Annotated in this window: 17 protein-coding genes; 10 read left to right on the forward strand and 7 right to left on the reverse strand. The window is 40.3% G+C overall.

Annotated features, from left to right (window positions below; translation table 11 throughout):
- Positions 1-29: 29 nt before the first annotated feature.
- Genes dapF through V6260_RS14755 form a run of 6 tightly spaced genes read left to right on the forward strand, consistent with a single transcriptional unit; the run spans position 30 to position 4637 of the window.
- The gene (gene dapF, locus V6260_RS14730; protein ID WP_341594901.1) at positions 30-860 is read left to right on the forward strand and encodes a diaminopimelate epimerase; all 831 of its coding nucleotides are present in this window, start codon (positions 30-32) and stop codon (positions 858-860) included.
- Positions 857-1468 carry a DUF484 family protein gene (locus tag V6260_RS14735; RefSeq protein WP_341594902.1) on the forward strand — a complete coding sequence of 204 codons (612 nt, stop codon included), beginning with the start codon at positions 857-859 and terminating at the stop codon, positions 1466-1468. The genes dapF and V6260_RS14735 overlap by 4 nt, the downstream gene beginning before the upstream one ends.
- Positions 1465-2409 carry a tyrosine recombinase XerC gene (locus V6260_RS14740; protein ID WP_341594903.1) on the forward strand — a complete coding sequence of 315 codons (945 nt, stop codon included), beginning with the start codon at positions 1465-1467 and terminating at the stop codon, positions 2407-2409. The genes V6260_RS14735 and V6260_RS14740 overlap by 4 nt, the downstream gene beginning before the upstream one ends.
- 10 nt (positions 2410-2419) lie before the next feature.
- Positions 2420-3127 carry an HAD-IA family hydrolase gene (locus V6260_RS14745; RefSeq protein ID WP_341594904.1) on the forward strand — a complete coding sequence of 236 codons (708 nt, stop codon included), beginning with the start codon at positions 2420-2422 and terminating at the stop codon, positions 3125-3127.
- 28 nt (positions 3128-3155) lie between these two features.
- Positions 3156-4259, forward strand: coding sequence for a retroviral-like aspartic protease family protein (locus tag V6260_RS14750; protein ID WP_341594905.1), 1104 nt, complete (start codon positions 3156-3158; stop codon positions 4257-4259).
- A 21-nt stretch (positions 4260-4280) separates the two neighbouring features.
- Positions 4281-4637, forward strand: a complete 357-nt coding sequence (locus tag V6260_RS14755) for a HopJ type III effector protein (RefSeq protein WP_024605941.1) — start codon at positions 4281-4283, stop codon at positions 4635-4637.
- Between the two features lie 10 nt (positions 4638-4647).
- Here the strand turns inward: V6260_RS14755 and V6260_RS14760 are convergent, their stop codons facing one another.
- Positions 4648-5055: a GNAT family N-acetyltransferase gene (locus V6260_RS14760; RefSeq protein ID WP_341594906.1), complete on the reverse strand. Its 408-nt coding sequence runs from the start codon at positions 5053-5055 to the stop codon at positions 4648-4650.
- Positions 5056-5361: 306 nt separating this feature from the next.
- Positions 5362-5667 carry a DUF6482 family protein gene (locus V6260_RS14765; protein WP_341594907.1) on the reverse strand — a complete coding sequence of 102 codons (306 nt, stop codon included), beginning with the start codon at positions 5665-5667 and terminating at the stop codon, positions 5362-5364.
- 110 nt (positions 5668-5777) lie between these two features.
- Between V6260_RS14765 and V6260_RS14770 the strand changes: the two genes are divergently transcribed.
- From V6260_RS14770 to V6260_RS14780, 3 genes are all read left to right on the forward strand, one after another.
- Positions 5778-6476, forward strand: a complete 699-nt coding sequence (locus V6260_RS14770) for a pseudouridine synthase (protein ID WP_341594908.1) — start codon at positions 5778-5780, stop codon at positions 6474-6476.
- 108 nt (positions 6477-6584) lie between these two features.
- Entirely contained in the window at positions 6585-6959 is a 375-nt protein-coding gene (locus V6260_RS14775) for a BlaI/MecI/CopY family transcriptional regulator (RefSeq protein ID WP_007377323.1), read from the forward strand.
- A gap of 9 nt (positions 6960-6968) precedes the next feature.
- Positions 6969-8180: a M56 family metallopeptidase gene (locus V6260_RS14780; protein ID WP_341594909.1), complete on the forward strand. Its 1212-nt coding sequence runs from the start codon at positions 6969-6971 to the stop codon at positions 8178-8180.
- 74 nt (positions 8181-8254) lie between these two features.
- On the opposite strand, the gene V6260_RS14785 is transcribed toward V6260_RS14780, so the two are convergent.
- The gene (locus V6260_RS14785) at positions 8255-8638 is read right to left on the reverse strand and encodes an MAPEG family protein (protein WP_341594910.1); all 384 of its coding nucleotides are present in this window, start codon (positions 8636-8638) and stop codon (positions 8255-8257) included.
- A 240-nt stretch (positions 8639-8878) separates the two neighbouring features.
- Between V6260_RS14785 and V6260_RS14790 the strand changes: the two genes are divergently transcribed.
- Positions 8879-9757 carry an EamA family transporter gene (locus V6260_RS14790; protein WP_425355710.1) on the forward strand — a complete coding sequence of 293 codons (879 nt, stop codon included), beginning with the start codon at positions 8879-8881 and terminating at the stop codon, positions 9755-9757.
- A gap of 66 nt (positions 9758-9823) precedes the next feature.
- Here the strand turns inward: V6260_RS14790 and V6260_RS14795 are convergent, their stop codons facing one another.
- The 4 genes from V6260_RS14795 to V6260_RS14810 all read right to left on the reverse strand — a co-directional run bounded on the left by V6260_RS14795 (position 9824) and on the right by V6260_RS14810 (position 14964).
- A complete protein-coding gene (locus tag V6260_RS14795) occupies positions 9824-10141 on the reverse strand; it encodes a DMT family transporter (RefSeq protein ID WP_149594647.1) in 318 nt (105 codons plus the stop codon).
- Positions 10141-11673: a bifunctional GNAT family N-acetyltransferase/carbon-nitrogen hydrolase family protein gene (locus tag V6260_RS14800; RefSeq protein ID WP_149594646.1), complete on the reverse strand. Its 1533-nt coding sequence runs from the start codon at positions 11671-11673 to the stop codon at positions 10141-10143. The genes V6260_RS14795 and V6260_RS14800 overlap by 1 nt, the downstream gene beginning before the upstream one ends.
- Before the next feature lie 99 nt (positions 11674-11772).
- Complete coding sequence (locus V6260_RS14805) at positions 11773-12621, reverse strand: MBL fold metallo-hydrolase (protein ID WP_341594912.1); 849 nt, start codon at positions 12619-12621, stop codon at positions 11773-11775.
- Between the two features lie 57 nt (positions 12622-12678).
- The gene (locus tag V6260_RS14810) at positions 12679-14964 is read right to left on the reverse strand and encodes a penicillin acylase family protein (RefSeq protein ID WP_341594913.1); all 2286 of its coding nucleotides are present in this window, start codon (positions 14962-14964) and stop codon (positions 12679-12681) included.
- Between the last annotated feature and the right edge of the window lie 132 nt (positions 14965-15096).

A 15096-nucleotide genomic window follows, 5' to 3' on the forward strand; every position in this document is an offset into this window, starting at 1 on the left:
AGCACAGAGCAAAACCGAATTAGAGCGCTATGTTAGTTAATTTTTCCAAAATGCACGGCTTAGGCAACGACTTTGTTGTAATTGATAACATTACACAAAATGTTTTTTTGTCGCGAGATCAAATCAAAAAACTGGCAGATCGCCATTTTGGCATTGGCTTTGACCAATTGCTGATGGTTGAAGCGCCGTATTCTCCCGATCTCGACTTTCATTATCGAATTTTTAATGCCGATGGTACCGAAGTAGAACAATGCGGTAACGGCGCACGCTGTTTTGCCCGCTTTGTGCGTATGAAAGGCCTTACTAACAAGCATAAAATTACTGTGTCGACCAAGTCGGGCAACTTAACGCTCTACATAGAAAAAGACGGTCAAGTAACGGTTAACATGGGTCATCCAAATTTTGAGCCAAGTAAAATCCCCTTAAAAGCGAGCAAACGTGAACTGACCTATATTATAAGAGCACAAGAGCACACTGTATTTAGTGGCGCGGTATCTATGGGTAACCCGCATTGCGTGCTAGAGGTTGACGACATAACCACCGCTCAAGTTGAAATACTGGGCCCTTTGCTTGAAAACCATGAACGCTTTCCACAAAAAGCGAACATTGGCTTTATGCAGGTTGTATCGCAAGAACACATTAAACTAAGAGTGTGGGAGCGCGGCGTTAACGAAACCCTAGCCTGTGGCACAGGTGCGTGTGCAGCAATGGTGATTGGTCATATGCAAAATAAATTATCAACAACAGTTCAAGTAGATTTGCCTGGTGGTAGTTTGCAAGTGCGCTGGAGTGGTGAAGGTCACCCGGTACGTATGACTGGTCCCGCAGAGCATGTTTTCGACGGACAAGTAGCGCTATGAGTGAGCTAAGTACAGAGCAGGTTATTGATTACTTACAGCAACATCCTGACTTTTTAACTCATCACCCTGAGCTACTTGCACAACTTGAGCTGCAACAACAAACTCAAGGTGCAACGTCACTAGTACATATTCAGCAACGTCAATTACGCGAGCACAACACGCTTTTAAAAAGCCAAATAGATGCTATGAGCAAGCATGCAACGCAAAACGAGCTTGTATATCGTTTGTTTAGCCAGTGCCATCGCCAGCTCTGGAGCAATTACGACTTTAATGCATTAGCAAGCAATTTACGTCATATTATCTGTACTAGCCCAAACATAAGTGACTGTAAACTAATTAAGTACACTCCTCAGTATGATGTACTTATTGAACATAGATTAACAAATTCAGCGCATTACTTGGGGCGTATAAATCAACAAGAACGCATTTTATTATTTAGTGATACAACGCAATCAGCCGCTGTTTATTTAATTGGTGAAGTAAAAAATCCCATTGCTATTTTAGCTTTTGGTAGTAATGACCCTAATCATTTTGAGCCCACGCAAGATAACTTGTTTGTACTCGATTTCGTACAGGCTTTACAATTAAGGCTGTTAGAACTTGCATGAGTGACGATGCGCCTAATATTACTGAGCTAAGTGACAACTGGCGCACACCCATAACGCTATTTAGCGACTATTTAAAATTTGAAAAGCAATATTCAGCACACACCGTAGACCAATATGTAAGCCAACTTGGTTTTGCTGCCATTTATTTTAGTAAATTGTGTGACGACTGGTTTGGCGTGCAAGGCGAGCATATTCGCCGCTACAGCATGGCACTGCGATCAAAACAATTAAGTGGCCGTACTATTAGTTTAAAGCTCAGTTGTATTCGCAGCTTGTATAAATTTTTAAAAGCAAAAAATATCTCCGAGCAGCCGCATTATCACAACCCGGCGGTGGGTATAAAAGGCCCTAAGTTTGCAAAACCCCTACCTAAAAATCTCGATGTAGATCAAATGGCACGCTTGCTCGAAATACCCGACGACGAACCTCTGGCAATTAGAGACAAGGCAATGATGGAGCTTATGTATTCATCAGGGCTGCGTATTAGTGAGTTAGTTGGCGCTAACATGCAAGATATTAGTGCGGCTAATGGCGAAATTTTAGTGCGTGGTAAAGGAAATAAAGAACGATTAATTCCGGTGGGTAAAAAAGCGTTAGACGCATTAAAAAAATGGCTCACAATACGCCCACAGTTTGCAAAACCTGAAGAAATAGCAGTATTTTTAAGTAGCCAAAAAAATCGTATTTCGATTCGCCAAGTGCGCCTACGCATGCAAGAGTGGGGAATAAAACAAGGCATTAGCTCGCAGGTTCATCCGCATAAGCTGCGCCACTCGTTTGCGTCACATATTTTAGAATCATCTGGTGATTTACGCGCCGTGCAGGAATTACTAGGGCATAGCAGTTTGTCGGCTACACAAGTGTATACGCATTTAGATTTTCAACATTTAGCCAAGGTGTACGACAACACTCACCCTCGTGCAAAAAAACGAACTGATTAGGTAAATAAAAATGATCCGATTTAATCGTGCTATTAAGCCATTTTCTGTCATGAGCTTTGATTTAGACGACACTCTTTACAACAATCACCCCATTATAAAAGCAGCGGTTAAAGCGCAGCAAGATTATTTAAACGCGCTCCCGAGCTACTTAGCCCAAGGCCCAAAATACTGGCAACAATGCCGCAATGAAGCCGTATTACAGTTGCCTGAACTTGCTGATAACGTCACTAAATGGCGCCAACATACATTGCGCTTAGCCCTTTCTAAACTAGATTTGAACGAGCAAGAGGTAGAGCATCATGCCGATGCTGCCTACAACGCCTTTGCCGATGCGCGCAGTAAAATAGTGGTAACCGACGACGTACTAAAGCTGCTAGATAACTTAGCCCAGCACTTTACGTTGGTTGCTATAACTAATGGTAATGTTGAAATTGAACGCTTTAACTTACACAATAAATTTGAACTCGTGTTACAAGCGGGTATGCACGGTAAAGCAAAACCTCACAGCACCTTATTTGATAAAGCAGCCACACATTTAAACGTTGCTAAAAGCGATATTTTACATATTGGCGATAGCCTAGATACCGACGTACAAGGTGCAAATAATGCCGGTTGCCAATCGGTATGGTTAAACGATCAAAATACCAATTACGCTTATAAAGGGCTCGCTGATATTGAAATAGCCAATATTCATGCCTTAACGCACTTTATTAAATAATACCAATTGCATTAAATAAGAGGTCACAATGAGCCACTATACCAAGCTAATTACCTTGTTATTAATTGGCTCACTTAGCCTTAACGCTTATTTATTGTGGCCGCAGCCTACGTTAACTCAAGTACAAAAAACGCAAGGTGCTGAAAAAAGCATATCGCCTAAACAGCAAAATACGCTATTAAATACGGCAAAGCAGCAATTTAAACAACACCAATTTGAAGCCGCACTTAGTAGCTATGAACAACTCAAAAACAGCAACCCAGAAAGTGCAAAAAACCTTTATTCATCGTGGCTAGTGCAGCTTAAAATATGGCTAAATAGCAATTTATTACTTAGCGAATCATTTCTCAATGCGCTATTAAATAACAGCCCTTATAACGTCGAGTTACTTAACTTACAGGTTGAGTATTTAATAAATAGCGAGCAAACACAAAGCGCCATTATTGCTTTATTTGAGCTGAATTCATTACTACCTGCTGATCAGCAAAGTAATGTAAATACACGTTTAAATACGCTCACTCAAAACGAATTACACACATTAACTGAGCAACAAAATTGGCAGGCTATTATTGAGCAAACACAAATTTGGCTTGATTATAAAAGCGATAACGCGCAGTTTTTATATCCACTTGCGTATGCCTACTATCAGCAAGGCGATTTAATTAGCGCACAAGCAACCCTTGATCGAATGCCAAACCAGCACAACCTAAAAAGCCAAGTGCAAACACTGCAAGCGATGATCAATAAAGCACAATCGCAAGACGACTTTGTTGCTTTAACGCCTTACGGCTCGCATTACTTAATAAACACCGAAATAAATAACAATCTATCGACCGAACTAATGATTGATACAGGCGCAAGCGTGACCTCGCTACCTACAAATATTATTGAGCAAATTTCGCCACAACCTTTATATTTAGGCGATGTAACGGTAAATACAGCTAATGGTCAAATTGTTGTAAAGCGTTATCAAATTGAATCGTTTAAAGTGGGCTCGCAAATTATTTATGGTTTTGAAGTGTTGAGCATTGAAAACACACGCGGACAAGGTTTACTAGGAATGAACTTTTTATCGCGATTTAAATTCAATATAAATCAGCAAACAGATGAGCTAGAGTTAAGCGCTAAATAATTAAAAATCCAAAGGTAACACATGACACTAAATAACTATTTAAAAGCACTTGCTGAAAACCCAAAAAGCATTCAATTTACCGATACAGTGGCCGTGATAGAAGCAAATTACGACTTTACTGCATGTGGCTTTAATAACCATGGATTACTTAGCTCTGCGAGTGAGAACAACGGCTCGTGTAAAATTTTTGCATTTGCTAAATTAAACGATTTAAGTAAACAAAATACGTTGGATTGTTTTGGTAAGTTTTACCGAGAAGACGTGCTGCAAAACCCTAAAGGGGATGATCACATGAACATTCGCACGTTTATGTTAGCACCAGAGGCAACACCTTTTTTAGGTATTACCTTTGAAGGCGAGCCACTAAAAGCTAAATAGCCAGCAAAAATTAAAGTGATTTTTCCATAAAGTAACGCGTACCTGAGCGCGGGTAATTATTAAGTTGATACTTAACACTATAGCCGCGCTTTTCATAAAAGGGTTTTGCTTGAAAATCAAGTGTATCAAGCTGAGCAGTTGTAGCACCTAGCTCAATAGCAGCTTGTTCAAGTGCCGTTAGCAGTTTATCTGCAAGCCCTTTACCTCGCGCACTATCGCTACACCAAAGCCAACTAATCATCAGCCAATTTCCAAACACACTCCCACTAATACCGGCAACAAGCTCGCCTTGCTCATCAGTAAATTTATAGCCTAATGGCACTCTTTGCGCATCAAAATGCTGGGCGTTAAATTCAACCATTTGTGCGCGAAGCGCTGAGTTTAACGCATCGGTATTATCTACTTTTAATTGATACATTTATCGCCCTTAAAAAGCGGATACTAGGGCCTGTTTATCTTTCGAGGTTAAATTTACAGCAGTATGTTTGGTATTTAGGCAAGGCAGAGCCTATGTAGTGTGGTTATTCCCCATAAATAGGCGATAACGTAGCACAAATGCCAAACATACGCTGCCCGAAGGGTTCTGCCTAGGGGCAATTTACTCTTTGTTGCTCGGTTTTTACTTAGCCCACTAGGTCACAAACCTCGCGCCGCGATTAAATAGCCCCTAGATTGAACAAATTTTAATCCTGAAAGGTCAACAGGCCCTAGCAAATTAGCTCAATCAATACAGATTATTTTTACCATAAGGTACTTCAAGCATATTGCTGCTGGTTTTATCCGGCTGGCCGCACATTTCGTCGTAAGCGCTTGTTTGCCTTAACATCATCTGTGCGTACGCTATTTTTTCAAAACGCTTTTGTACATGCAACGGACTAAGAGCTCTTAAAAACTCACCGCTGTCTTCTATTACATAATATTCAACGTTATTAATCATTACCGATACTTGATAAAGCGCCATATCTAACGAGTGAACAATGATTTTTTGTAGCGGCTCGTGCTTTTTTAACTGTGAAAATTTAATACCCATCTTGGCTACCTTTTTATATTTAACCTGAGTTTTTTGTTATTTAGCATTATCGATACGCAGCTTTGCTATAATCACGATCAAATTTTTATTAGCCGCTGGCGTCACACGTTATGAGCACAAAAATCCGACTCGCTAAATATATTGCCCATGCAGGTATTTGCTCTCGTAAACAGGCATCGCGTTTAATTGATGAAGGTGTGGTGACTGTAAATAATCGCCCAGCGAATCATATAGATCACGTTGATGAGCAAGACGTTGTTATAGTGAACGAAAAAGAAATTAAAGGTGCTGCCGATTTAGTTTATTTTGCGTATCACAAACCAGTAGGCATTGACTGCAAATTAAATATTGATGACCCAGCAAGCCTTATTCACCATTTGCCTACACTTACCCGTGTTTACCCTATTGGTCGATTAGATAAAGACTCGCGTGGTTTGCTTATTTTGACCAACGATGGGGATTTTTGTAATCAACTAATACATCCTGACTTCCACCAGCCTAAACATTATTTAGTCACCGTAAATAAGCCTTTAGACGATGCTTTTTGTAAAAAGATGGCATCAGGCGTACCCGTTGATAAACACATAACCCTGCCTTGTGAGGTAAATAAAATAGCCAGTAATCAGTTTAGTATTGTTTTAAAGCAAGGGCTAAACAGACAAATACGTAAAATGGCGCATTACTGCGGATACAAAGTAATTGATTTATTTAGAGTGCAATTTAGTGACCTTGTACTTGAGGATTTAAACCTTTGTGAAGGACAGTATATACAAATTAATAAAACCGATATTTTAAAAGCCCGCACCTAACCCCTTACCTATTAGCTTAAATAACATCCTAAAAAGTTAAAAAATAAACTTGCAATTAAAGATTACAGGTGTAGTCTTAAGTTAAGGATTACATTTGTAGGCAACAAAATGATTGAATTATCAAAAGCAGAATTTGACGTGCTCGATGCACTTTGGATTAACTACCCCGCCACCGCGAGCCAAATAATTGAGCGCTTAAGCGACGATAAGCAATGGCACGAAAAAACCATTAAAACGCTACTAGGTCGACTAGTAAAAAAAGGCGCACTTACATTTGAAAAAGAAGGTCGCCAATATATTTATACTCCCTGTATGGAGCGCGCCGACTACACCCTAAAAGAAAGCCAAAACTTTATTGAGCGATTTTTTAGTGGGCGTATTGCGCCACTTGTGAGTGGCTTTGCTAAATCGGAACAGCTTTCTCAGCAAGATATAAACGAGCTTAAAAAAGTCATTGATGACTGGGAAAAAAACCAAAAGTAAGGGATTAACATGGTTATTCAAACTGGGTTTAATTGGTTAATTGAGCAGCAATTACTATTAAGTATTTTGTTTTGTGGATTTATTTTACTCGAGCGATTTGGTTTAAAAGCCCTTGGCTCGCGATTTGTATATAAATTAGCATGGCTATTACCTGCAGCATTGGTGATTGCTAATTTACCAAATGCGATTAAACCACTGCAAAATAGCAATATTAGCCATTACTTAATCACCCCTAACCAGCCTTTTACAAACGAGGTAGGTATTAGCTGGGCCCTCATGTATGCACTTATTACTGCAGGGTTATTGATAGCTAGTTTTATTACACATACCCGTTTTGTTAAAAGCCTGCAGTTAACTGAGTTAACCCAATTTGAAGGCACTCTTGCTACTGGTGTTAATGTCTATACCAGCCAACATGTAGCCACGCCAATGGTGGTCGGTATTTTAAACAGCAAGCTGGTGTTACCGAGTAACTACAATACCCAGTTTGATAAAGCCACATTAGCGCTTATTTTAGAGCACGAAAACGTACACATAAAACGCAAAGACAACCTAACAAACGCACTTATATTACTGCCTACTATTTTACTGTGGTTTAACCCACTAGCTTGGGTTTGTTACGCAAGCATGCGCCGACTACAAGAGCTGACTTGTGATGAACGGGTACTTAGCAATAAAACCACACAACAACATATTTTATATAGCAAAGCCTTAATAAACTGCGCGGCAAATGCGCCCACAGGCCTTATGGCTTATTCACACTACGGAGATAAAAAAACCATGTTACAACGACTAACTAATATAAAGCACAGCGGGGAGCGTTCAAAGTTTGCTAAAGGTGGCTTATTACTTGTAGCAGCAAGTATGCTAAGCGGCTTAGCAATTGCAAAGCAACCTGAAGTAAATAAAACGCAAGAGGAACATATTTCACCAACAATACGCATTGAACCTGCTTACCCAATACAAGCAGCCCAACAAGGGATCAGCGGCTCTGTTGTATTAAAATACGATATTGCAGCAAACGGTAAAACAAAAAACATTAGTGTTATTCAATCTAAACCTAAAGATGTTTTTGATAAATCAGCGAAAGAGGCACTAGCAAAATGGAAATATAAAGCATCAGATTCAGGTTTTGAAGATGTACTTGTACAACTAGATTTTGCGATTAATAGTGAAGTGGCGCCTACCGATTTAATAGAGCGAATTAAAGTATCGCACTAACTTTATTAGATTTTTCAAGACTACAAAGCAAGCGCCCTTTTAGGCTGCTTGCTTTGTGGTTTTACGCTATAAAGTTATAAGCTCACCACAATCATGGCAATGGCTGTACTCAAACCAATAAACCACACTAATGAGCGAATTATATCTAGGTTCATATAGTAAAATACGCAATACAAAATACGCGACACAATATGCGTAACCGCTAGCATTTCGGTCACTGCACCTACAGAGTTAGTGCCCAGTACAACTGCAATAGCAACAGCAAAAACAGCAAGCGATTCAAAACAGTTTTGATGAGCAGCGAGCGCCCTTGCACCAAAGCCGGTTAATTTTGTTTGTTGCGCCCTTGGATGTTTGTTGTCGTATCGACCTAATTTTGCCATTGCTATAGCAACCGGCACTTTTGCAAAGTAAGGCATTAATACCGCAAGTAATGCACATACAACTAATGTTGTCATAATTTATCCTTTTGATGTTTCGGATAATTTAGCATAAGCGTAATAAAAAAGCCGCCAGATACGTTTTATGACAAACGCTGGCGGCTAAACAATAACATCACACTTACTATAGCTAAGTTTACTCATAAAACAGTGCGGCATAATGTCGCAGATGATGAATATTCACTATCACCCTTAATGCATCGCATTAATAACTAAAGATTGTTAACTTAAAGACCTTATTTTTAATCGACAAATACCATGACTTGGATCTTTTTCACTTTTTTAGCCGCCTTTATGCAAGCCTGGCGTAATGCCCTGCAAAGTAAATTAAGTAGCAATGTGAGTGTTGCTGGCGTAACTCTCTCCCGCTTTATTATTGCAGGTCCTATTGCTGCCGTGTATTTATATGGTTTGTATCAATATCAAGATACCGCCATGCCTACGTTTAATAATGCCTTTTGGGGATTTATTGTAGGCGCAAGTGTTATGCAAATACTTGCCACTGGTTTAATGGTTAAGTTATTTAAAATGAATAATTACGCTGTAGGTGCTGGTCTTGCCAAAAGCGAGGCGTTAGTAGCTGCCATTTTAGGTGTATTATTTTTTGGCTCGGCACTTTCTTTGCTCGGTTGGCTTGGTGTGTTTTTTGGCGCTATTGCCGTATTGCTACTCAGCGGCATAACAAGCGTTAAACACTTTAATGCTAAAACAGCATTACTAGGCCTTGCTTGTGGTACTTGCTTTGCACTTACCTCACTGTGGGTACGAGAAGCGAGCTTAAACTCAGGATTACTATTTCCTCACTCAGCAGCTTGGGTTTTGCTGTTTGTAATTAGCCTACAAACATTAATACTACTTGGCTATTTATTATTAAAAGAGCCGCAAACACTTAGTAAACTGTGGCAATACAAAGGTACTACAGCCGCAATTAGTGTTTTTAGTTGTATCGGTTCTATTGGCTGGTTTAGTGCAATGAGCTTACAGCACGTTGCTTACGTTAAAACACTTGGACAGGTTGAAGTATTTTTTACCATGCTAATTGCTGTACTTTGGTTAAAACAGCCACTTAAAAAACAAGATACTGCTGGCTTAATACTCATAGCCATTGCCGCTGTTTTGGTTATGCTGCCAAGTTAAGGGCATAAAAAAGCGCAGGCTTTTATACCTGCGCTGTTATAATTTCTATTGCTTTAAGAACTGATTCTAAGAGCTTATTTTAAGTGTTATCACACCACTAATAATCATTAACACTCCCGCAATACGACCAAATGTAGCTGCATCGTTATAAAACAATATACCCACTAAAAACGTACCGGCGGCGCCAATACCTGTCCATACGGCGTATGAAGTACCCATTGATATTTGCTTTTGCGCAAGCCACAACATAAAGCCACTAGCGACCATAAATGCCACCGCTATTGCGATGCCCTGCCAGCGAGTATCATTGTTTTGCGAAATTTTTAAACCTATCGGCCAGCCAATTTCAAGTAAACCGGCAATAACCAAATAAATCCAAGCCATTAAACGTCTCTCTTTTTAACAATCACTTCGTATAAATCTTCACGTCGATCTTTTAAATTACGCACTGTGCCTTCGCTGTGAAGTATTTTAAGCTTATCCATATCAAGGTCACTAAATAATAGCATTTCTGTATTAGGTGTGGCTTCATTTAATGTTGCATCGTGCGGGAACGAAAAGTCCGATGGCGTTAATACAGCCGATTGTGAGTACTGCACATCAAGGCTTTCTACTTCAGGTAAGTTACCTACTGAACCTGCAATAACCACATAACATTCGTTTTCTATTGCACGAGCTTGTGCACAGTGACGCACACGTAAGTAGCTATTTTTAGTATCGGTCCAAAATGGCACAAACAGAATATCTAACCCTTGTTTGGCCAATATCCGTGAAAGCTCAGGAAACTCTACATCGTAACAAATTTGAATACCCACACGACCGGCATCAGTATCAAACACGGCAATTTTATCGCCGCCTTGAATAACCCAATCGTTTTGCTCATGCGGGGTTATGTGTATTTTACGTTGCTCGTCTATTTTACCGCTACGATGGCATAGGTAACTTACGTTATAAATTTTATCATCTTCGGCAAGTGGCATAGAGCCAGTAATTATATTGGCGTTGTATTCTATTGCCATACGCGACATGGCGTTTTTAAATGTCTCGGTGTATTCCGCTAAATAGCGAATCGCTTCCGTTTGATTACTTTGATTCCCTAGCCCCATTAGTGGCGCATTAAAAAACTCAGGGAAGAGTATAAAGTCACTTTTGTAGTCAGATACGGTATCTACAAAGTATTCAACCTGCTTTAGCATTTCTTCAACCGATTCAACACAACGCATTTGCCATTGCACAGCACCTACACGCACGATTGATTTAGTTGACTCAAGTACCGTATCGGTTGGCTCATACATGATGTTATTCCACTCAAGTAAAGTAGCGTAACCAACTGATTCTTGATCCTCCGGTAAATACTTTTTAAGTAAGCGTTTTACCTGAAAATCGTTAGATAACTGAAAGCTCAAAATAGGATCGTATAATTCTTTTTGGTCTACTTTTGCAATGTATTCCATTGGCGTCATTTCACTGCTGTGATTGTAATAACGCGGAATACGCCCACCGGCTAAAATGGCGCGTAAGTTATATTGGCGGCACAATTCTTTACGGGCATCATAAAGGCGACGACCTAAACGCATGCCTCTGTGAGTTTCGCTAATGGCAACATCTAAGCCGTATAGCGCATCGCCATCGGTATCGCTAAACACACGGTCGTGACCGTCTGCAATATCTTCGTATGTATGCGGATTTGAAAAACGCGTGTAATCAACCTGCACGCTTAATGCTAAGCCCACCAGCACGCCGTCATCCACAATACCTATTTGCCCTTCAGGAAATTGGTCTATTAATCTAAAAATGGTATGACTTGGCCACGCACCACCTAAGTCGGGATACGCTTGATCCATCAAGGTTTTAATTTGCGGATATTGCTCTCTGGTTAAGTTACAAATTTCAAGATGGGTTTTTTCTGCCGACATACACAACTCCTTTAGGCATAAGAAAATAAAAGCCGAATATACGCTCGATTAAATCAAGAATACACTCAGCTTTGTATCATGTTTTTTACGTTACGCGTACTACTTTAAGCTACGATAAAAAAGTGTGGTTACTTTCTCTTTTGGTAACCAGCCTGCGTATTCAAGACCAAGTTCTGCCAATGGATCGGCTTTAAGTACTTGCTCTAAGCTTGCATTATTTTGCATTGCTTTTAGCATTACGTCTTTCGCGTTTTGAACTAGCTTACCATACGCTATCAGTCCTGAACGGTCACTTACCTTACCGTGTCCTGGTATTACTTTAGTGTTGTCGTCAATTTGATTAACTACATCGTTTACTGCTGCTAAAATACCATCAACGCTGCCGCCGCTATCTACATCAACAAACGGTAAGCTGCCAAAATTAAAGTAAATGTCGCCCATGTGCACTATGTTGTCGTTACTAAAAAAGATAACCGAGTCGCCATCGGTATGTGCATGTTCGTAATGCACTACATGGGCGTGTTCGTTATTAAAATGTAGTTTTAAGTCGTGACCAAAACTAATGCGCGGTAAAAAGTCTGACCCTTCGCCGTGCTGCTCTTCTAAACGTTTGTGTACATTGTCGTGCGCTATAACGTGCGCACCCGCTTTAGCAAAGTTTTCGTTGCCACCGGTATGATCGCCATGATGGTGAGTATTAATAACAAACTCTGCGCTACCTGGTTTTAAATCGCTAATGGTTTTTTTAATATCATCTGATAACTTGGCAAACTGATCATCAATAATATAAATGCCATCATCACCTACACTTGCTGCAATATTACCGCCTTGCCCAAATAGTACGTATACATGCTCACTTAGCTTTTGTGCTGTTACTGGGCCATCATCTGCTTGCGCTGCTGTACTTAGTAGTAAACCTGTTATTAATGCAGGTAGTATTTTTTTCATTTTAGTTCTCTGTTGTATGAATTAATAAATATAGAACGTGTTTAGCTATACTTTAGTTCATCGTGTCGGCTTTATTACTATTTGATGTATTAATTCTTGCGGCAACAAAGGCGTATGTTTACCTTCTACGTAATCACTAAATCCCGCTCTGTAAAATTCAGAAAGAGGGTGCCCCGATTGCCCACCGGGAATAGCTAAAATTGCATGTTCTAAATGCCCAGGTTGAGCAATAAAACGCTGCGATGCGCCAAAACTACGCCCTTGTACAGCAGGCATGTAACTATCACCAAAGCCTGCTGCTGTGGGCATATTTAATAACTTAGCAAGTAACGGCATTTGCTTTGCAAACGGATGCTCTATCACTAACTCATTTACCTTGCCCCACTGCCAGCTTTGTACGTTATTGCCAAATTGTTCTGTAAGCTTAGTGATAGTTTGGCTAAATGCACCGTGTAGCTGCTCATCCCAGCTTTTAAATTGTGGATTTATCCACGAATCAGGTTTGTTATTAATAAGCTGCCAAACTGCGGGCTCTAAATCTCGTTTTACGTATTTAAGTGTGCCTTGTTGTTTATTTAATTCGTCTTCCATATCGCTAAATAAAATATTAATCACTTCATCGCGGTAGCGCTTAACTAAGGTATACCCTATGGAGGTTGAACATGCACATTGCTGCCAGTTTTCAAGCGCTGTTATATATTGCTGATTTTTAGTTGTATCGGTTTTTAATTGCTTTAATAGCAGAGCATGCCAAGGCATTAAAAAGCGAGCTTGATTATCAAGTTGTAATGCGTAAAAGTCGCTCTCAGCAAATGTTTGTTTTTCAAATAATCTATCGCGAATTTGACTCGAACGCGCACCGAGTGCATAGCCACCATTACCAAAACGCGTGTTATCCTCAGCCGATACCACGCGAGAATTACCAGTCCATAATCGACCACTTTGTGGGTTTTTAACAAATGGCCGTTCTAATTCGTTTTGCTGCCAAAGCACGCTGTAATCATCGGCATTTACACCAAGCTCACTTGGCGTTTTACGAGCCGGTATACCGCCCATGTTTTTCCACGCTGCGCCACCAAGGCTGTCTACCACCATTAAATTTTGCACAGGAATGCCCACATCGCTTGCCACAGTAAGTGCATCATCTACTGTTTTGGCTTGCTCTAACTTTAATAACTGCATATTAACGGCGTAAGGCTGATGGGCAGCCCAGCTAAGTGCATAAGATTTTTCGTTAATGTATTTTACAGGGCCGTATTCGCTGAGTATTAATGAATAGTTTTCAACCTCCCCATCGGGTAATGCAATAGGCTCATCTACTTGCCATGTTTTACTATCATCGTTTAATGCAATCCAATCGGCTGTATCTAAATAACCGTTAGTAAACCCCCATGCAACATTATTGTTAGTCCCAACCACAATGGCAGGTGCGCCGGGCAGCGATACACCGGTAACCTGAGTCTGCTCACCACTGTGCATGTAATTTAATTGTGCCCTGTACCAAATTACAGGTACTGCCATCGATAAATGCATATCATCAGACACCATTCCAGCACCTGTTTTAGTAAGTGCTCCTGTAACAGCCCAGTTATTACTGCCGCGCTCTTGGTTTGTTTCAATATTTTTAACTGTGTGCTGTGTTTGAGTTGGCAACGCGGGTATGTCGCCGTTATAAGGCGTTAATTTACTACCATCAAGCGCAGCTTGGTATTTGCTCGGTTGCGTTAAAAAATCAACCATTTGCTTACCGTACGTTTGCTCAAGTTGTATCAGTGCTTGATCGCGCTCAAAGGTCGCGCTTTGTAAATCTAGGTACATACTAAATATCACAAGTAGGCTGTCTTCACTTTGCCATGGCTTTTGCGCTGCACCTGTTAGTAAATATTCAAAGCTTGAATACCCTACTTGCGCTAAGCCTTCGTTTACACCTTGAGCGTAACTTTTAAGTAATTGCTTATCTGCCTCTGGCAGCGTTTGTAAAATAATTTGGCTGCGTTTACGTAATTGATGAAAGCGCATTTTTTTATCAAGCCCAAGCGCTGCTTCGCCAAATAATTCACTTAACTCACCTGCGGCATTACGTCTTAGTAAATCCATTTGAAAAAATCGGTCTTGCCCGTGTGCATAACCTAAACCATAGGCAGCGTCGTTTCGGCTATTGGCGTTTATTACTGCTTGCCCTAGTGCATCGCGCGAAATTTTTACAGGCTCTATTACCGCGTTACTACGTCCGTTTCCATCAAGAGCGGGTAAACTTAAACTAAGTACGCCATAAACAACAGCGGTACTTGCCAGCCCTAATATCACAATTAACAACAACAAGCGTTTGATTACTTTAAACATCACCGTTTCCTTTGCACGTTTTGACCAAGCGTTAAGCACATATAATAACCACAGTTTTATTAAATAATAATGTTCTTGCTCGCAAAGGGTGAAATAAACATCAAAATCCACGATAATGTCAGCTCCACACAT

This window comes from Pseudoalteromonas aliena (genome assembly GCF_038155085.1).
Lineage (GTDB): Bacteria > Pseudomonadota > Gammaproteobacteria > Enterobacterales > Alteromonadaceae > Pseudoalteromonas > Pseudoalteromonas aliena_A.